The following is an 18716-nucleotide window of genomic DNA, read 5'->3' as shown; positions in this document are numbered from 1 at the left end:
TCACCACCAGGGATTACCTTGCATTGCCACATCTGGGAAAAGGGTTTCTCCCGCAGTGTGCTTGACTGTCTGCCGACCTTTGGCGCTGGCAACGGTTTTGGGCTGTCGCTGCGGCTGCGGTTGAGAGGATGGGGCAGGACGTACTGCCGATCGAGGATCTGGTGCCGCCTGCTCAACGGAAGCGGTCGCCGGATAGAAGGTCGAGACTCCCATCTGCACCGCCGCTTCCAGAGAAATGGCTGGGGTCGGTGCTTGGCTTGGTGTGGGTAGGGAATTCACCCGGGCAACGGCATGAGGTTGCAACATCGATCGCGGTGGTAATTGGGGGCCAGCCAAGGCTTGGGGTTCACTGAGATCGGTTTCGCTGTCGGGTGACATCTGGGAGGTGGGAGCGGTTGCGCCGGAGTCGGGTGTACTAGAGCTAGAATCTGGCGTGGGGTGGGTGATCGGCGTGTGGTTGGGCGAGTTGGTAAATGAATCAGCGTTATTGGGTTGGGCGAAGGCCGGTAATTGGGGTTCAGGTGCGGGAACGGGAGTCGTCGCTGGATCGGGACTACTGGAGGTGGTACTCGCTGGTTGATCGCTATCCGTTGGCAGCATGGGAGTGGATTCCACGCCGGGTTGCTCCGTGGTCGCCCCAGGGGCGGGTGGTAATGGTAAATGGCTGGGATCGGGAGCCTGATCCGACGGTACGATCGTATCGGTAGAGCCACCATTGGGAGCCGATTGCTCCAGTGGGCTGGTGGTCGGCAGGGATGGGGTATCTAACCAGTTGGGATTGGCGGGGGCTGAGAAGCCGGTAGATGGCGTGGGCGTAGTGGGTGTTGTTGTCGCCGGAGTATCGATCGCAGGCGAACTCGGGAGGCTGGACTCACCTGGGCTCGTGGAGGTGGCGGTAGGAGGTTGACCCGGAGCCGGAGGGAAGGTGCGTGCATCCAACACCATGGCTGATTTCATGGGTTGCTTAAAGCTGGCAGAAAGCTGTTCCAGATGTTGCAGAATTTGCTTGCCGCGATCGCCCTGGACGACTTGGGGTTGGTAGTTTTTGACTTCGACCGGCAGGAATTCTACCTTCATTTGTTTGTCTTTCAGTGCCACCTTCAAAACGGCGGTATCGTAATCAGTGCGGGAGTTACCACCAAAGATAAAATTGCCGAGTGAGTAAACGATCGGTCGTCCTCGGTAAATTTCGGCTCCCTGGAGGACATGGGGATGATGCCCCACGATCAAATCCGCTCCCTGGTCGATCGTGAAGCGACCCAGCTCGGTTTGCCAATCAGCCGGATGTTCGGCTAATTCCTGACCCCAGTGGAAGTTAACAACGATCCAATCCACCTGATCCCGAATGGCGCGAATATCTTCGGCAATGCGTTCTTCCTTAATCGAGCTAACTCCGGCTTTATTTGCTTCTGCACCGTACTCTTCGCCGTAGTACGCCAGATAGGCAATCCGCTGCCCCTTAACATCAAAGATATCGGGACGACGGGCTTCTGGCAGGTGATTACCCGCCCCAATATGTTGAATACCCGCTTGATCTAAAACATCCATCGTTTCTTTCAAACCGTCTGCTTGATAATCCATAGTGTGGTTATTGGCGATCGTCACGATGTCTACTCCACCAGAAGTTAAGACTTTGACTGCCTCTGGATCGGCTTTGAAATTAAATTGTTTATTGGGCATTGCCAGGGTTGAGCGTGTTAGCGGATTTTCTAAATTCACCATGGCTAAATCCGCTTTGCGATATTCGTCCATCTTGGCGAACACTTTTTCATAGTCCTTGCCAATCACCTCTTCAAAGTGATCGGATAGGGTAACATCGCCGCTGAACAAGAGACTGACGGATGGATCGCTGGGATTAGCGACCTGGTTATGTTTGATCACAGGGATGGTTTCTAAGGCCGCCCGCACAGTATCCGGTCGAGGCGGAATCACCGCTTGATCGGGTTGGGGATCTAACGAGGCTGACGCGCCAGTTTGGTGAATCGGGGCTTTGGCGTAGCCTAAAATGCCCCCAATAATTAGTGCGGCGATCGCGGGGCCACTGGTGACAAACGACCGCACCATGCGTAACCGCGTCTTACGTTTGGAGGCGTTACGAATCCGCGATCGCAGATGTTGATGTTGCCGCCGAGCGCGATTGGCAGGGGTGACAATCCGAATCGATCGCTCCCAAATAATGTCGGAGTCACCCACAAACCGTCCGGCAATGCGGACTCCTTCGATCAAACTGGAATTGAGCCGGCAAATATGGTGACAAACAAACCGGATCAGATGATCCCGCCACTGCTCCGAGAGCTCCTCTGGATTGCCATCCCACTGAAATTCCACCAAAATTTTGAGATAGCCCGGTCGCGGCAGGCGAATGTACGCTCGCATACCATAGGGCAACAGCAAGCGGTTGATCCAGGCGGCGATCGCTCGCTGGTCTCCTCTTCGCGCTAATTCAACAACTGATGGATGCCTCACACGACTGCCCGACTGAACCATATCCTCACCTCACACTCCACTGCCGCTAAGTCGCTGTTCAACGGGGATTTGTCACCCTTTACAGCGATCGGGCGGCAATCACAGACTATTAATAGCTCAGAATTTTTAGAATGACCGACAAATCTGAAGGTGAAAGCATTAAGAATTCCAGGCTGATCCCTGCTTTGTCAGATCGGTTGCTCTTCAAGGATGTCGATGCTATGTGATTAAGATCACTGGCAACCAGATTAAAGATCACGCCTAGCCCTGATCCCCGTCAGTCAGCATTTCCGCCAAATGGCTGATAGTAAAGGCAACCGTCGTAACAGGGACATCAGGTGCCATGATGATTCGCACCCTTGTACAGTCAGCCCTCCAAACGGGATATCTCAGCGTTGAATCTGAAGGATTAATTCGGCAGGTTCTCGCCATCAGGGGCTACACATCTACTGACATGGAAGCATTACAACAACTGTATGAAGAACTTAAGGCTGGAACCATTTGCCGCGAGGCACAAAATAAAGTTCAGATGCCACCATTAGACCGTTACTCGGGTTCCAGTTCTCGGTATCAGCGAACGTGATCATTGTTCGCAAATCATTGAGTTTCTCCGGAGTCAACCTCTTTTGGGATGAAATTGATGGATGAAGTGATTTCTTAGGGAATTCTCTGACTAGGGGTGCCCCTAGCTTCATTCATCACTCAGGAGAATCTTTGTCATGCCTCCTCATCCGGATCTGTTGCAAGCTGGGATTGAGGCAATTCAGCAACACCGTTTCTCTGAAGCCATTCAGAGACTAGAAGCGTTTTGCCGTCAAACCAGCCCGAACTCGAAAGACTATTTTCAGGCGCAAATGTGGTTAGTGCGAGCCTACCAGGAGCAGGGGCAGGTATCGCAGGCGATCGCGTTGTGTCATCAAATGGCAACCAGTTCTATCCCCCAGGTGCGGGAATGGGCAGAGCGCATTTTGCCACGGCTGACCTCAACCCCTACAGAACCACCGCCTGCGGAGACACCCGAGCCAACCTACGAACGCCTCAGCCCCGGAGCCAGCCGCGAATTCTTGCAGCAAGGCAATAAAGCCTTAAAGATGCAGCGATTTGCTGAAGCTGTATCTGCGCTAGAGGCGTATTGTCGGGGCACCGATCCGAGTGAAGGTGACTATGCTCAGGCGCAGATGTGGCTGGTAAAAGCCTATAAGGGCAATGAGCAGAAACCGGAGGCGATCGCGCTTTGCCAACAATTACTGAGCCACGACAAAGAATATGTCCAGACCTGGGCAAAACAATTTCTGCAAACCCTGGCTCCTGAGGTAGCTTTACAGACAGCCACGGCAGGTGGGGAGTCAAGTGCAGCCGCTACTGCTGAGGGTTCTACCGAAGAACCGCCAGCCCAACCACGATCGTTACCCAAGGCGGGGCGATCGCATCGGCAAGGTGTCAAACTGACGATGCGCGGGGTCGCTGCTAGCCTATCACTCGCCTCGGGGATTACCCTGTCCCTTTTGGGTGGCATGATTCTGGTGGTAGTGGTGGCACTGTTACTCATTGTCGGTAAGGAGAATCCTACGCAAGGTTTGGTGATCGGTGTTGCGATTACGATCGTCTTTAATCTGTTAGTTTTCTTTATCTCACCGTGGATCATGGATCTGGTGCAGGGGTGGTTATACGGCACTCGTTGGACAACCCTCTCCGAAATTCAGCGCTACAGCCCCGAAGCCGCCAAAGTCATCCGGGAAGTGTGTCAGCAGAAAAAGCTTCAGGAACCCCGGCTGGGCATTATTGAAGACCAGAATCCGACTGCCTTTACCTATGGTTCCTTGCCGAATAGCGCTCGGTTAGTGGTGAGTAAAGGAATTTTCACTTATTTGGATGATGACGAGATAGCCACCGTCTATGCCCATGAACTGGGGCACATTGTCCATTGGGATTTCGCTGTCATGACGCTGGCAGCAACCCTGGTGCAAATCACCTACCTACTCTATGTCTATGCCCGAGAGATGGTTGATTTTCTGGGGGATGGGGAGATGTCCAAGCAGATCAGAAATGGGGCACAGATGGCATCGCTCATGGCGTATGTGTTCTATATTGTGGGCGAATATCTGCTGTTATATCTCTCCCGCACTCGCGAATACTATGCAGATCACTTTGCGGCGGAAGTGACGGGCAATCCGAATGGGTTATCTCGATCGCTGGTAAAAATTGCTTACGGCATATTAGAGGAAGGCAAGCGCAGTCAGGAACCGAGTAAGGTGCTGCAAGGTACACGGGCATTAGGGATCGCGGATCCGAAATCGGCTGCCTTGACGGGAACTGCCTATCGGGTTGCTGCCGACCCCCAGAAGATGGGCAAAGTATTTCTCTGGGATATGTTTAACCCCTGGGCATGGTGGATGGAGTTGAATTCGACTCATCCTCTGACCGGGAAGCGGGTGCGGGCACTCAGTAGCTACGCTGAACAGTTAGGACTGGATACGGAATTTGAGATGGGACGGGTGATCCGAGAAGGGCGATCGTTGAACAAGCACAAGCTGTATGGCAATTTTGCTTTGGATATTGTGATGCTGTGGGCAGATGCGATCGGCTTAGTCTTGGGTCTGGCGATCGGCATAGCGATATTTGCCTCGACCAAAAACTGGCGACCCCTGGCTTCCCTGCCATTCATCTGCTTTGGGATTGGCACTTTGCTGAAAATGGTATTTATGTATCCTGACTTCAGCCGCGCCCCGGAAACGGATGTGTTAACGCTGATGTCGGATCCCTATGCCAGTCCGTTACGAGGTCGGGCGGTGAAACTAGCCGGGGAAGTGATTGGTCGGGGAGACGCGGGTTACGCCTTTGGGTCTGACCTGAAGCTACAAGACCCGACGGGGATGATTTACCTGCGCTACTCGTCTCGGTGGGGGCCCTTGGGTAACTTCCTGTTTGGGATGACTCAGGCAGCTGGGTTTGTGCATCAACAAGTCCGGGTCGTGGGTTGGTTCCGCCGGGGCATTATGCCCTGGATTGATTACACCACCATGGAATGCGATCGCAAGTGGACGGTACATAGCTACCACCGCTTCTGGACGGCATTTTTGGGCTTGGGGGCGATCGTCTTAGGCTTCCTATTACCCCAGTTGTTCTAGTGGCGGAACTGGAGCCGGTCGGCGGTGCGTGATGGCAGGCAAATGGATGAATTCCTGAATCCTCAGGCAATTCCAGAATCGAGATAGACTAGGGCGTATGTTTCCTAGCTTTCTTCCTTCTACCGTTAGTCAATTAACTGAAGCCACCTCGATCGCCCTGGCTCAGCAGATTCGCCAACAGCCTGTGTTCATGCCCTTTAGCCCTGAGCCAATCGCCACTGCCTATGTGCAGCAGGGTATGGGCAATTTGCCTATCCTCTTACTGCATGGGTTTGATAGTTCTGTATTAGAGTTTCGCCGTCTGCTGCCTTTGTTGGCAACACAGCATCAAACCTGGGCAGTGGATCTATTGGGGTTTGGCTTTACGGAGCGATCGCCGAATCAACCTATTGATCCCGTGGTGATTAAGACTCACCTTTACTACACCTGGAAAACTCTAATTGGTCAGCCCGTGGTTCTGGTGGGGGCTTCGATGGGCGGTGCGGTGGCGATCGATTTTGCCTTAACTTATCCAGAGGCGGTGCAGCAATTGGTGCTGATCAATAGTGCTGGATTTGCGGCGGCTCCAGCGATTGGGAAGTTCCTGATTCCCCCCTTGGGGTATCTGGCAGCGGAGTTTTTGCGTCGTCCGGGGGTGCGCCGGAAAGTCAGCCTGCAAGCCTACGTCGATGCCAGTTTAGTAACGGCAGACGCTTTACTTTGTACGGCGTTACATCTGGAGTCTGCCTACTGGCATCGCGCTCTGATTGCCTTTACCAAAAGTGGGGGGTATAACTTTCTGGCTGATAAAATTGCTCGGATTACGTCGCCTACATTGATCCTCTGGGGCGATCGCGATCGTATCCTGGGCACCGCCGATGCTGAAAAATTTCGGGTAGCCATTCCCCATAGCCAACTAATTTGGGTGCCGGATTGTGGGCATGTGCCCCACTTGGAACAGCCTCAATTCACGGCGGCACAGATTTTGCAGGTCTGTACTCAGGTTGCGTGATATGCCTACCATTAATGATCCAGCTTTAGTCGCGGAATTAGCTGCCCTGTATCTCCAATACGAACAAGCGCTGTGTGACAACGATATTCAAACCCTGGATCATCTGTTTTGGGCGGCTCCCGAAGTAGTCCGGTTTGGGGCGACAGAGAATCTTTATGGCATTGAAGCGATTCGGGCGTTTCGGCAACAGCGATCTACCCAGGATTTACACCGAGAGATTGCTCAACTGCAAGTCGTGACCTTTGGCAGTGATACGGCAACGGTGACGCTAGAATTTCGGCGGCGGATTCAGGGAGTAGAGCGATCGGGGCGACAAAGCCAAACCTGGTATCGCTTTCCAGAAGGTTGGAAGATTGTTTCGGCGCATGTTTCGTTGTTGCCCGATTAACCCCGGTAACGTTAGAGAAGTTTTAGTAATTGTCTACATAAGCAAAAACTGGTGACGAAAACTACTTCGGGTGCCACAAATGACATGGAAGATGCATAGAATGAATTCTGTGCTTTCCATCGATTTCAGGAGATTGTCATGCCGCTAGCGGTAGGAGTCATTCAAACAGACGGGTTTCCTCCGGTGCTAGCCGCAGCCGATGCGATGGTGAAGGCAGGGCGCGTCACGCTGGTTTATTTTGGGTTAGCAGAGCGGGCAGAATTTCTGGTGGCAGTGCGGGGTCCGACAGCCGAGGTCAAAACCGCCGTAGAGGCAGGGGTAGAGGCGGCAAATTTTACGCCTCCCGGTGGTCGGTTGGTGTCCCACTACATTGTGCCGAATCCCCCGGAGAATGTAGAGTCAGTCCTGCCGATCGAATTTACGTCCAGAGTAGAGCGGTTTCGATTTTAGGGGCGGTTAGTGACGGCGGAGCAAGTTGGGTTTTACATCAGTCACATCTGTTTAGGAGAGCAATATGCCAAAGGCGGTTGGGTCAATTGAAACAAAGGGGTTTCCGGCAGTATTGGCAGCAGCCGATGCGATGGTGAAAGCGGGACGGATTACCTTAGTCGGCTATATCCGGGCAGGGAGTGCTCGGTTTACCGTCAACATTCGGGGTGACGTGTCGGAAGTCAAACGGGCGGTTGAAGCCGGTGTGGAGGCGGCGGAAGCGGTCTATGGCGGCACAGTTGAAACCTGGGTGATTATTCCCAACCCCCATGAGAATGTGGAAGCGGTACTGCCGATTAGCTATGGCGATGATGTCGAACGCTTCCGGCAATCGGTCGAAGGGCAACGGGCGATCAGTCCAGCTTCCTAGCTCTAAACTCATCAAGACACAACACTGGGCAGCACCGCCGTCTACCGCGAGGGTTGAATTTGACAGGACTCACCGCATTAACCCAGGTGCAGTTGGATACCTGGGTCAGGGCTGTGAGGATACAGCCCCAAACTGGGCGACTACCGGACTATATTCCTCTCCTGGCAACGGCAAACCCTGACAGCTTTGCGGTTCAGGTTGAGTGTATGCATGGTCAAACCTATGCGGCGGGGGATCTGGCACAGACCTTTCCACTGATGAGTGTGGTCAAGCCCTTAATGCTGTTGGTTTTGCTGGAGCAGTTGGGCAGCCCCACGGTGTTTACCTGGGTGGGTATGGATCCCTCCGACCAACCGTTTCATTCGTTGCTGCAATTGACGGCCGATCGCGGGTTTCCGCGTAATCCCATGCTCAACAGTGGGGCGATCGCGTTAGCCTCCCATTTACCGGGTCGGGATGGCGACCAGCGCTGTGAGTATCTGCGGCAATGGCTGAATCAGCAATCGGGTGCCAGTCTGGTTTTAGATCAGGCGATGTTGGCATCGGTGCGATCGTTGCGAAATGAAGCGAATCGGGCGATCGCCCATGCTCTGGCTCAAGCGGGTTCGGTTGACGCGATCGACATTACCCTGGATACCTACAATCAAATCTGTTGTCTATCAGCGACGGTGGCTGACCTAGCCAAATTAGGCATGTTGTTGGTATACCCTCACAGGGCGATCTCACCTACCCATCAACGGTTGGTGAATGCTCTGATGCTGACCTGTGGGTTATATGAAGCCTCGGGGCGCTTGGCGGTGCAGGTGGGAGTGCCAATGAAATCGGGGGTGGGGGGAGCATTGCTGGCTGTGGTGCCCCGGCAGGGCGCGATCGCCTGTTATAGCCCCTGCCTGGATGAGGCGGGTAACTCCGTTGCTGGACTGGCATTATTGCGGGAGATGGCGCAATCGTTAAATTTGAGCGTGTTTGGCTAGGGTTTACTAATGGCTTCAAAGGGTTCTGTGCCTAATGGACTGGGTACCCAACCTGTAACCGATTTGCGTTGAGCGACTAAGGGTTGGGAATGGACGATCGGGAGGCGCAATACTTGCTCATGCAAAATCCGATCGACCTCACTATACAGTTTTGCTCTACCCACCTGATCGGCAGTTGCCCGTGCCTGATTCAGGAGTTGAGTCACCCGATCGTTGCGCCAGTTCCCAATATCATCGGTGGCACTGGGACCGAAGTGGGCGTAGTAAAAACTATCTGGATCGGCGTAGTCAGCCGTCCAACCCAACATAAAGGACTGATAGCCAGGGGGTTTCCGTCGATCGCTGATATAAGCTGCCCAATCCTTTGTTTTGAGAACAACCCGAATCCCAATCGCATTCAGGTCAGCCGCAAAGGCTTCGGCGATCGGCTTGGGGTTAGGGAAGTAGGGACGGGAAACGGGCATATACCAGAGTTCCAGATCAAACCCGTTGGGATACCCTGCGGCTGCCAGTAATTGTTTTGCCTGTTGGGGATCGTGGGGGTAGGGTTCGAGGGTTTGATCCTGTGACCATGCCAGAGTCGGCGGCGTAAAGTGGGCATCGTGAATTCCGGCATCGCCCCAGAATGCCTGCACGATCGCGGGACGGTTGATGGCATAGGCGATCGCTTGCCGCACCCGTTGGTCAGATAAGGGCTGATAGCTGGGATTGAGTGCCAGATAGCCGACATTAAAGGACGGACGAGATAAGGCTGTGAGATTGGCATCACGCTCGATCTCGGGTTTCTGGTCAGGGGTGAGTTCTACTGTGAAGTCAATCTGTCCAGCCCGGAGTTGGGCAAGGCGAGCCGCCGGATCGGTAACAAACCGCAGGACGAGTTGATCGATTTTGGGCAGACCCGATCGCCAGTAATTCGGGTTTTTTGCCAGCACAATCCGATCGCCCGTCCGCCATTCTTTGAAGACAAATGCGCCTGTCCCGGCAACGGGTGATCCCGGTTTACCATAATTGGCTCCGGCTTGCTGAATGGCTGTCGGGCTGGCAATGCCGAAAAAACTCGATCCGATCGCCTGGGGGAAGGCGGAAAAGGGTTGATTCAAAACAAATTGAATCGTGTATGGATCAACCACAGTCACGGCTTGGAGCAGCGACGTGGGACTGTCTTTAAACCCACCGAATAGTTGCTGCCAAATTTCGTAGATCTTGCCAGCATTGCGGAAGCCCTGTGGGTGGTTGGCATCCCACCAGCGCTCGACATTGAATTTCACGGCTTCGGCATTAAAGGGCGTACCGTCATGGAAATTCACCCCCTGGCGCAGTTTAAATGTCCAGGTCTTGCCATCGGATGAAACCGACCACTCGGTTGCCAGCGCCGGAGCTAATTCGGTTGTGCCCGGTTTAAAGTCCAACAAACGGTTATAGATCTGGTTTTGGGCAATGATCGAGTTGCCATCGGTGATGTTGCCTGGTTCCAGGTTGACGGGTTGCCCACTTGATCCGTATATGAGTGTTCCCGTGGTGGGGGAGGTGGCAGTGGGGGGAGATGATGGCTGATTGTTAACGGCACAATTCGTCAGGGCGATCGCGATCGTCAACACCAATGCCAAAATGCCATAACGCCTGAACTTTCTGATGATTGAGCGATTCACTGCCAACCCCATCTCCCTGCTATGAATGGTGAGGGTGAATTACCCCTGAACGCGGGTCTGTTTGACCATGGCAATCAAGGTTTGGTGGGCATCCTCGGAATCTCGCAGTTCATGGTCAAAGGTGATCCGAACCGGGATGTCTGTGCCATCGGCTTGCGTCATCAGATCCATCCCTTGCGGATCGATCGCGACCATCGTTGCTGAGGTAGCTGACGTTGCCTTGCCAAATACCTTGGCATACATCAGCACTGCATCGGCATGGTCATCATTCATGTGCTGGCAAATCCGTTGGCTGATTTCGGGAGTAATGGGATCAGACATAGTGCTTGAGAATTTCAGTCCTCAGCCATTATCGGGGATGAGAGCCGGGAAATCTACCCTGCTTCAGTCCGATCCCTTGATTTATGGAGTTATTTATGGAGTTTGCCGGGACGAATGCCACTCAGTTTTAAGACATCGGTAAAGGTGGCACAGTAGGTTGGCATCCCATAGGTAGAGGGAGTGACAGGGTTTTGATAAATGAAGTGGCGATACCGCATGGCAAACTTTTCCCAGGCTCCCACCTTAATCTGAAATAGCGTAATCAGAAAATTCGCCAGCTTGAGATTTAACGGAATGCGGAAAAAAATGCGTTTGTTCAAATAGGCACAGGTTTCTTCGACGGCCTGATCGATCGTCGTTGCCGGATTGCCTAAGACCAGATCGCGTGATTCTCCGGGTTCCGGTGGGTTGTCAATTAAATGCTTGACGATCCAGGCGACATCCTGGGCATGAATGTAATGAAAACTGCCGTTGGCACTGAAAAAGCGAGCTAACCCAATCCAGCGTGTCACCTGAGCAATGCCTGAAGAAATATGGGATTGCGGTTTCTGTTTGTCGCCACCTAACAACAGGGTCGGAAACACCGTCGTAATCTTGGGAGTGATGGCTAACTTAGCCAGTTGACGGTAGCAGACATATTTCGATCGCACATAATCGGTGCCAATCTCGCCTGCTTCCTTCAGCAACTCATTATTTTGATTCAGGATGCTCGCCGTTGAGAAATAGATTACCTGCTGACAGCGCTCGGGATCGAGCAGATTCATCAACCGAATAGTTTTGACGACGTTCACGTCAAACACTTCCTGAGGACCTCCCCAAGCGGTTGCTGCCAGCACTGCACAATCCACCGTTTTCAGCAAGTCGCTAAACTGCTCGATCTCCCGCATGTTTCCTTGCAAGATCGTGATTCCCGGACGAGCGTTGTAATCAATCTTCAGCTTGTCTGGGTCTCTGACTAGCAGGAATAGGTCGTGGTTTGTTGCTTGAATGAGAGTTTCAACCAGGTAGTGACCAATGCAGCCACTTGCGCCAGTCACGAAAATCCGTTTGGATGTCATCAGGAGATTAGATGGATAGCAGGGTTTGAAGTGTGGGATTGTTGATTTTAAGCCAAATCTGAGAGGTTAAGCGTTCGGTAGGCAACGATCGTCGTTCCCCAAGCCTTCATACTCTATATCTAAGACTTCACTCATTACCAACAAAACCAACGATCAAACCCAAATCAAGCATGAACAGCCAGCAACTCATGGGCTTGTTTTGCTGTTTCAAAGAAGAAGGCAGCATTTTCTTCAGGGGTACTGGGGAGAATCCCATGACCCAGATTCAGAATATGTTTCCACTGACCCGCTTTGCGGATGGTATCCAAAATTCGATCGCGGATGAAGTCCTTGGAGCCAAATAACGCACAAGGATCAACATTACCCTGAACCCCAATCTCGGAACCCAACCGTTGACGGGCTTGTGCCATATCTACAGTCCAATCTACGCTGACAATATCAGCGCCCGATGTGGCCATTTGCTCTAGGATACCAGCACTACCGTTGATGTAAAGGATCAATGGGGTATCGGGGTGGGCCGCTTTGACGTGTTTGTAGACCTGCTGTTGGTAGGGCAGCGCAAACGTCGCGTAGTCCTGGGGACTGAGTTGACCTGCCCAGGAGTCAAACATCTGCACCACCTGTGCCCCAGACTCAATCTGGTAGCAGGCGTAGGTGGCGATCGCGGCTGCTAACTTGCTTAAAAACTGATGTAACATGGCTGGCTCATTAAACGCCATGCTTTTAATAATGGTGTAATCCTTAGAGCTTTTCCCTTCGATCGCATAGGCAGCGAGCGTCCAGGGCGCACCAACGAATCCCAGGACAGTGGCTTGATTCCCGACTTCCTGCCGTAATGCTTGCAGGGTTTCCCGAATAAAGGGCAGAGATTCGGCGGGTTCCAGGGGACGCAGTTGATTAATTTGTTCCAGGCTGCGAATCGGCGGATCGATGATTGGACCTCGGCTTTCGACGATGTCAAAGGGAATGCCTAACCCTGGGAGGGGAGTCAAAATATCGGAAAACAAAATCACCCCATCCGGATGAAAGGCGCGGAAGGGCTGAAGTGAAATTTCGATAGCCAGTTCCGGTTTCTCCGAGCGATCGCGGAACGAGGGGTATTGATCCCGCAAATCTCGATAGACTTTCATGTAGCGACCTGCCTGCCGCATCATCCAGACAGGGGGACGCTCTAGAATTTCACCACGAGCAGCGCGAAGCAGAAAGGGAACCTGGGTTGACCCGGTCATCTAAACGTTGTCCTAGTTTTCGAGTGCATTTGTTAGCTTACCACTCTGGGACAACCGTTTTGCGCCTTGCGATCGGAAATCGCCGATCGATTGTGAAATCCGGAGGGGTTGGGAGGATAGGGGAAATGGGGCAGGTGGGGAGATGGGGAAGATGGGGGAGAACTCGTTAGAATTCGCTGTGACAGGATTCCCAGGCGGCAATGGCGACGGGAACGATCGGTTTAATTAAGGTCTGGATGGCTTGGGCGTAGGCACCGATTTCGCTTTGAGCGCCTGCGCCTTGACGTAAGCCGATAAAGTGTAAGACTGCCTGGAGGGAGACTGTCCAGACCCAGGAGGTATAGACGGAGGGGACTAATACACCTCTAGCCTGTTCCCGACCAACGCCTAAATTCAGGAGAGCTTGATAGGCTTCGTAGCTGGCGCGGCATTGCGCTGTATAAAGGTCGATCGCCTGTTGGTTCGCGGCTTCGTCTAATGCGCCTTCGGTCGCTTGCTTGTTACTCTTAGCCTGCTGCCGAAATACTTGGGGAATATAGAATTCGTTGCTATCGTCGATCGCCACATAACGAAAACTTTTTTCGTTCCAGCCTAACTGTTCGTCATTGTGGTTACTGGCGATCACGTGCTTCCACCATTGCCGACAGACATAGAGCGGAGCTTTGACCTTGAACTTAAATACTACGCCGCGAAAGGGGCTGGTGTGTTGATGTTTGATCAGGTAGTGGATCAGCTTGATATCTTTGTCGCTCAGTTCAGGGGAGCTTTTCTCAAAACTCGCCCGCGCATCGTTGACAATATCCAGATCACTACCCATGCTGGCAATCAGTTCGATGCGGCTTTTGCCATCGTTCAAGGGATCCAGCCAGGTGGTCGGTGATGATAAGACAGTTGAGGTCATTGGCAACTAAGGTGGTGTGGGAAAGGGTGAACTGGTGGACGATCGACCGGTGGAATCAGTCATCGGGAAACTGCCAGCAGGCGATATGTTCAACATGGGTACTGCCACACTGACAGCGTTCTTGCGTGGAAGCGATCCATTCTCGATCGCAAACGCGACAGTGACAGAGAATATTGTAGCGATCGGCTTCGGCAACACATTCCTGCCATTGCTGTAACTCGTCTGGTCGAAATTGGGAGGGGAATTCAGGCATAGTGATTCCTTGCAGGGCGTTTGACCCAACGCCCTACGGGTGACGGATTACTCAACCGCTTCCAGGGTGGCTGGTTGGTAACACAGTTCCGGTAGCTGAATTTGTTCTACCAGGGGGGTAAAGCCTAACCATTGGCTAGCGAGATGCGTAAAGCTATCTGGAGTGCCACTGACACAAAAACGGGTTGGTACGGGGGTACGCAGATTGCGTAATCCCAATAAATCTAATTCCTGAGCGGCGGCGGCGACGACATGTACGGCTGGATTAATGAGTTTGACCTGGGGGGGCAGAATCCGTTGTAGGACTGGAGCCAAATAGGGATAGTGAGTGCAGCCGTAAATTAAGGTGTCGATCTGTTGTTGGAGCAACGGTTCTAGATAGGTGCTAGCTACGGTTTGAGTATAGGGATCGTGAATCCGATTTTGCTCAATTAGTGGGACAAACTCAGGGCAACCAACCTGCCAAACTTGCACCTCACTATCAATTTCTTGAATCGCCTGACGGTAGGCATCGCTGGTGGCGGTGGCAGGGGTGGCAATCACCCCAATGCGTCGTCCCTGTTGGACAGCGGCTCTGGCTCCGGGCAGGATCAGTCCCAGAATCGGAATGTTGAACTCCGATCGCACTGCCTCTAATGCCAAGGCGGAACTGGTGTTACAAGCCATGATCACCATTTTGGCGTTCTGCTCAACCATCCAGGTGAGAATCTCCCGCACAAACTGAAGAATCTGGGCTTGAGAGCGGGTGCCATAGGGCAGACGAGCCGTATCACCAAAGTAAAGCGCCGATTCCTGGGGCAGTTGACGGTATAGCTCTCGCAATACTGTGAGTCCACCTACCCCGCTATCAAACACGCCAATCGGAGCCGCATTACGAGATCGGCTAGTGGACAGATGACCGATCGTAAACTGATTTTCTGACACTCCACACACCTCTTGTTTGTGATCAACAACTTGTCGCTTAGGAACGGGCAGACCGTTGAAGGTACTGTAGAATACCACGAACAATCGCTTCTGCCATCTGACTCCGGTATGCTGGATCAGACAACCGCGCGGCATCATCTCGCCCGGTGACAAAGCCAACTTCTACCAGTACCGACGGCATAGACGTTCGCCGTAATACATAAAATCGAGCGGTACGCACCCGCCGATCGGGAATCCCCGTTGCCGCCAACACATTTTGATGAATGGCTTGGGCTAGCTCTGCACCGCTTTGAAAGTAATAAGTTTCCAGCCCATTAACATCTGGACGGCTCATGCTAATGGCGTTGGCATGGATACTGACAAAGGCGGTGGCATTCACTTGTTCCGCTAGCCGCACTCGGGGTTCTAGATCCAGATCGCGATCGTCCTGCCGCGTCAACACTGCCTGAACACCCTGTTGTTGTAGCAGACTAGCGACTTTGATGCCAATATCCAGCACAATTCCTTTTTCTTGCAACCCACCAATCCCGACTGCGCCTGGATCAGGCCCACCATGTCCCGGATCGATGACTACAACTAACCGCCCCGATGGCACCCGAGGGAGTTGACCCGGTATGGGATTAATTGCTGGAGGAGTGGTGGTGCGGGGAGCCTGCGGCACAGGAATAGAGCCCACGTTACCTGGAGGAGTCAAAACAGGTTGGCGGTTTCGTTGTAGTTGCAGCGCCACCGATTGTTGGTTCAACTGGCTCACGCCATTAATCTGGACTCCAGCGGCAGGTTGTACCAGTAGCGACACGGTACGGGGATTTTCCTGCCGAACTTGCAGGTTAAGGATGGAACTGCCAGGACTCAACTGCGGTCGGCGAATGTTGGGTGACAGTTGGGCAGAATTCAAGGTGATCCGATAGGCGGCTGAAGCTCGATCCCAATTGGCATCGTAGTTCAGGGATTGATTGCCGCGAATCACCAGTTGGCTACCATTCCCCGCTAGCTCGATCGCCTCGATCGTGGTTAACCCTGTAGCGGCTGAGGCGGTTGGCTCCGGTCGTTGGCTCGGTGATTGCCAGGGACGACTGTTGACTGAAGGGGCTTGGCTACTGGAGGAACCCGAACTGGCGGCAGGGGGGGTAGAGACGATCGAAACCGATGGGGTGGCAGCACTGGCTGAAGGAACGGATGGAGTTCCAGCGGCGAGCGGTTGGGGGGTAGGGAGTTGAACGCTCCATTGGCGGGCGGTAATCCCCCGAAACTTGACCTGCTGCGGATCCAGGGTGTATCCCGGTGCCAATTCCACCACAATTCGAGTGGTATAGCGATCGAATTGGGCGATCCGCATGGAACGAAAGTTCCCACTGACGGCTTGATTCAGTTGGGGACGACCCCAGGTAATTCCGGGTAAATCGATCACTAAGCGGGTGGGATTGCCAACCAGCTGGGCTTTTGGTTGCACACCGTCATCGGTCGTAAACTCTAACCGATTTTGGCGATCGTCGAATCGCCACGTTTCTAGCCCACCCGCCAGAGCAGGGGATCCCATCAGGAGTAGAGAAGTCGCTAGCAGTAAGGAGCAGGGAAATTTGTTCACGGTACTTGTGGAATTCTGGAGGAGCTAAACAAGGAGCACGATACAAAAGGCACTCAATGATTCAGTGATTCTGAGGTCATGAGTCACCTTGAGGTTGCCAATATAACGAATCTCTTAAGATGGCGATCAGGTCAACCTGTAAATCAAGGAAAAATAGCTGACTGAAGCTTGCCATCCGAGAATGTACTCGCGTCAGACGTAAATTCAGCCATTTAGTTTCCTGGAGTGCTACATCGTTTGGCATGAGAAATTTCCAGCGAACCAGAAGGCGCAACGAAAAAACTGCGTAAGACTATAGCCGATCTGCTCCAGAGCGATCGCTGAATTCTGGCGAATTTCTTCCGTTCAACCGTGAGATGGCTTGTCTGGCTCGATTTGCTCTAATTCGGTTGGCGTTGAGTCCATAGCCGTTGATGCCAAAACCATCGCTTCCGCCGAACTATCCGTCAGGGCAGGTGATGTTTCAATCTCGGAGAGATCATCGCCTCGGGTAAAGACAACCCGTAATAAGGGAGGAGCCAAGAAGGTTGTGAGAATCACCATGACAATAATGGCGGCTTCTAAGGGTTTGGATAAGGCTCCACTAGCTGAGCCTACCGCCGCAAAAACCAAGCCAACCTCACCTCGGGGAACCATGCCTACCCCGATCGCCAGACGGTTGATGCCTGACATGCCGAAGACGGTAGCACCCGTAACCACCTTACCGACAATGGCAATCACAATCAGGAAGGATGCCATGATCAAGCCTTCCCGGTTTTCCGGTACAAAGGGATTGAGCACACTGACATCGGTTCTGGCACCAACGGAGACGAAGAAAATGGGCACCAACATATCCGCGATCGGAATCACTAATTCTTCCAATTCCTTACGTTTGTTGGTTTCTGCCAGGATTAACCCTGCCGCAAAGGCCCCCAGAATCGCTTCCAGATGAATCACTGCCGCAATATAGGACAGTCCGTAGCCAAAGATCAGCCCCATGACGAGCAACTGACCTCGGGTTTTCAGGTTGTCTACCAGGGAGACAAACAAGGGCATCAGTAAGCGCCCGAGCCAGATCGAGCCAATTAAAAAGGCGGCAGCACTGACAATCAAAAGCACGACATTGCTGACCTCCACACTGCCATTGCGGGCAAGGCTTGCCACAACTGCCAGCACAATGATGCCCAGCACGTCATCCATTACGGCTGCCCCAATGATGATCTGTCCTTCTCGGGAGGTCAGGCGATCGATTTCCGCTAATACTTTAGCCGTAATCCCAATACTGGTGGCTGTCAGGGCGGCTCCGGCAAACACGGCGGGTATAGTCGGTACACCGAATAGCAGCATCAGTCCAGCCGTCCCCAGGGCGAAGGGGGTGACTACCCCAACGACCGCGACGATCGTGGCTTGGGGCCCCACCCGCAGGAGTTCCTTAATATCCGATTCCAGACCGATCTCGAACAGCAAAATCACGACTCCCAGTTCTGCCAGAACGGAAATCACTTCACTTTGGGCTTCAAAGATGGACGGAATGGCAGCCACATCAAATCCAGCGGTTAACTGGAGCAGGTGCATCAGCCAGGACTCTGTGCCATCGATGCCACCCTCCGGAAAGACCAACAGATGGAGGGCAGAAACGCCGACTAACACCCCGCCGACTAATTCTCCCAGCACTGGCGGCAAATCCAGGCGGGCACACAGTTCTCCCCCTAACTTGCTGGCCAGGTAAATCACCATGAAGCTTAAAAGAACCCCTGCCAGTACAAAGGGTTCGTTTTCGGCAGCAACCGTTGCCAGCACGGGGCTAGTCACTGCATGGATGTTTGATAAGGCAGGCAATACTACCCAATTCATGAAGGTCTCCCACAGTTCTGCAATCTCTTGTTCACTGTATCGTCTTGTTAACTGTTTCGGTTTCGTTACATCCTACGCTGATCCGCCGCGATCGCACTAGCTTGAAGATCGCTGCTTCAGGCTGGAATGCCTGATATAGAATTGCCCTGATTGTC

General features: G+C 53.1%; 18 protein-coding genes. 7 read left to right on the top strand and 11 right to left on the bottom strand.

The window, feature by feature from the left end:
* Window positions 1–2487 (bottom strand): CapA family protein, encoded by a 2487-nt coding sequence (locus tag ACN4EK_RS11060; RefSeq protein ID WP_431657925.1) that lies wholly within the window; start codon window positions 2485–2487, stop codon window positions 1–3.
* A 322-nt stretch (window positions 2488–2809) separates the two neighbouring features.
* Here ACN4EK_RS11060 and ACN4EK_RS11055 point away from each other — a divergent pair, with 322 nt between their 5' ends.
* The 7 genes from ACN4EK_RS11055 to glsA all read left to right on the top strand — a co-directional run bounded on the left by ACN4EK_RS11055 (window position 2810) and on the right by glsA (window position 8806).
* Window positions 2810–3049, top strand: coding sequence for a hypothetical protein (locus ACN4EK_RS11055; RefSeq protein ID WP_431657924.1), 240 nt, complete (start codon window positions 2810–2812; stop codon window positions 3047–3049).
* 136 nt (window positions 3050–3185) lie between these two features.
* The gene (locus ACN4EK_RS11050) at window positions 3186–5594 is read left to right on the top strand and encodes a M48 family metalloprotease (RefSeq protein WP_431657923.1); all 2409 of its coding nucleotides are present in this window, start codon (window positions 3186–3188) and stop codon (window positions 5592–5594) included.
* A gap of 97 nt (window positions 5595–5691) precedes the next feature.
* Window positions 5692–6585 (top strand): alpha/beta fold hydrolase, encoded by an 894-nt coding sequence (locus ACN4EK_RS11045; RefSeq protein WP_431657922.1) that lies wholly within the window; start codon window positions 5692–5694, stop codon window positions 6583–6585.
* A 1-nt stretch (window position 6586) separates the two neighbouring features.
* Window positions 6587–6973: an oxalurate catabolism protein HpxZ gene (gene hpxZ, locus ACN4EK_RS11040; RefSeq protein WP_431657921.1), complete on the top strand. Its 387-nt coding sequence runs from the start codon at window positions 6587–6589 to the stop codon at window positions 6971–6973.
* Between the two features lie 138 nt (window positions 6974–7111).
* Window positions 7112–7423, top strand: a complete 312-nt coding sequence (locus tag ACN4EK_RS11035) for a carbon dioxide-concentrating mechanism protein CcmK (RefSeq protein ID WP_431657920.1) — start codon at window positions 7112–7114, stop codon at window positions 7421–7423.
* A gap of 64 nt (window positions 7424–7487) precedes the next feature.
* Window positions 7488–7832 (top strand): carbon dioxide-concentrating mechanism protein CcmK, encoded by a 345-nt coding sequence (locus tag ACN4EK_RS11030; protein WP_431657919.1) that lies wholly within the window; start codon window positions 7488–7490, stop codon window positions 7830–7832.
* 59 nt (window positions 7833–7891) lie between these two features.
* The gene (gene glsA / locus ACN4EK_RS11025) at window positions 7892–8806 is read left to right on the top strand and encodes a glutaminase A (RefSeq protein ID WP_431657918.1); all 915 of its coding nucleotides are present in this window, start codon (window positions 7892–7894) and stop codon (window positions 8804–8806) included.
* Here glsA and ACN4EK_RS11020 read toward each other — a convergent pair.
* The 10 genes from ACN4EK_RS11020 to ACN4EK_RS10975 form a co-directional block, all read right to left on the bottom strand.
* Window positions 8803–10467, bottom strand: coding sequence for an ABC transporter substrate-binding protein (locus ACN4EK_RS11020; RefSeq protein WP_431657916.1), 1665 nt, complete (start codon window positions 10465–10467; stop codon window positions 8803–8805). The two genes, glsA and ACN4EK_RS11020, sit on opposite strands and share 4 nt — an antisense overlap.
* A 27-nt stretch (window positions 10468–10494) precedes the next feature.
* A complete protein-coding gene (locus tag ACN4EK_RS11015; protein ID WP_431657915.1) occupies window positions 10495–10776 on the bottom strand; it encodes a DUF2470 domain-containing protein in 282 nt (93 codons plus the stop codon).
* An 89-nt stretch (window positions 10777–10865) separates the two neighbouring features.
* The gene (locus ACN4EK_RS11010; RefSeq protein ID WP_431657913.1) at window positions 10866–11834 is read right to left on the bottom strand and encodes an NAD-dependent epimerase/dehydratase family protein; all 969 of its coding nucleotides are present in this window, start codon (window positions 11832–11834) and stop codon (window positions 10866–10868) included.
* A gap of 164 nt (window positions 11835–11998) precedes the next feature.
* Window positions 11999–13063: a uroporphyrinogen decarboxylase gene (gene hemE / locus ACN4EK_RS11005; protein ID WP_431657912.1), complete on the bottom strand. Its 1065-nt coding sequence runs from the start codon at window positions 13061–13063 to the stop codon at window positions 11999–12001.
* A 166-nt stretch (window positions 13064–13229) separates the two neighbouring features.
* Window positions 13230–13964 carry an FAD-dependent thymidylate synthase gene (gene thyX, locus ACN4EK_RS11000; RefSeq protein ID WP_431657911.1) on the bottom strand — a complete coding sequence of 245 codons (735 nt, stop codon included), beginning with the start codon at window positions 13962–13964 and terminating at the stop codon, window positions 13230–13232.
* Between the two features lie 55 nt (window positions 13965–14019).
* Window positions 14020–14217 (bottom strand): hypothetical protein, encoded by a 198-nt coding sequence (locus tag ACN4EK_RS10995; protein ID WP_431657910.1) that lies wholly within the window; start codon window positions 14215–14217, stop codon window positions 14020–14022.
* Window positions 14218–14264: 47 nt separating this feature from the next.
* Window positions 14265–15140 carry a glutamate racemase gene (gene murI / locus ACN4EK_RS10990; RefSeq protein WP_431657909.1) on the bottom strand — a complete coding sequence of 292 codons (876 nt, stop codon included), beginning with the start codon at window positions 15138–15140 and terminating at the stop codon, window positions 14265–14267.
* A 37-nt stretch (window positions 15141–15177) separates the two neighbouring features.
* Window positions 15178–16680, bottom strand: a complete 1503-nt coding sequence (locus ACN4EK_RS10985; protein WP_431657908.1) for an N-acetylmuramoyl-L-alanine amidase — start codon at window positions 16678–16680, stop codon at window positions 15178–15180.
* A gap of 124 nt (window positions 16681–16804) precedes the next feature.
* Entirely contained in the window at window positions 16805–16972 is a 168-nt protein-coding gene (locus ACN4EK_RS10980) for a hypothetical protein (RefSeq protein WP_431657907.1), read from the bottom strand.
* A 101-nt stretch (window positions 16973–17073) separates the two neighbouring features.
* Window positions 17074–18561, bottom strand: a complete 1488-nt coding sequence (locus ACN4EK_RS10975; protein WP_431657906.1) for a cation:proton antiporter — start codon at window positions 18559–18561, stop codon at window positions 17074–17076.
* Window positions 18562–18716 lie beyond the last annotated feature (155 nt).

The sequence above is a fragment of the Pantanalinema rosaneae CENA516 genome (genome assembly GCF_050753385.1).
In the GTDB taxonomy this organism is placed as follows: domain Bacteria; phylum Cyanobacteriota; class Cyanobacteriia; order Leptolyngbyales; family Leptolyngbyaceae; genus Pantanalinema; species Pantanalinema rosaneae.
The sequence above is the reverse complement of the archived record's forward strand: the minus strand, read 5'-3'. Positions and strand labels throughout refer to the sequence as shown.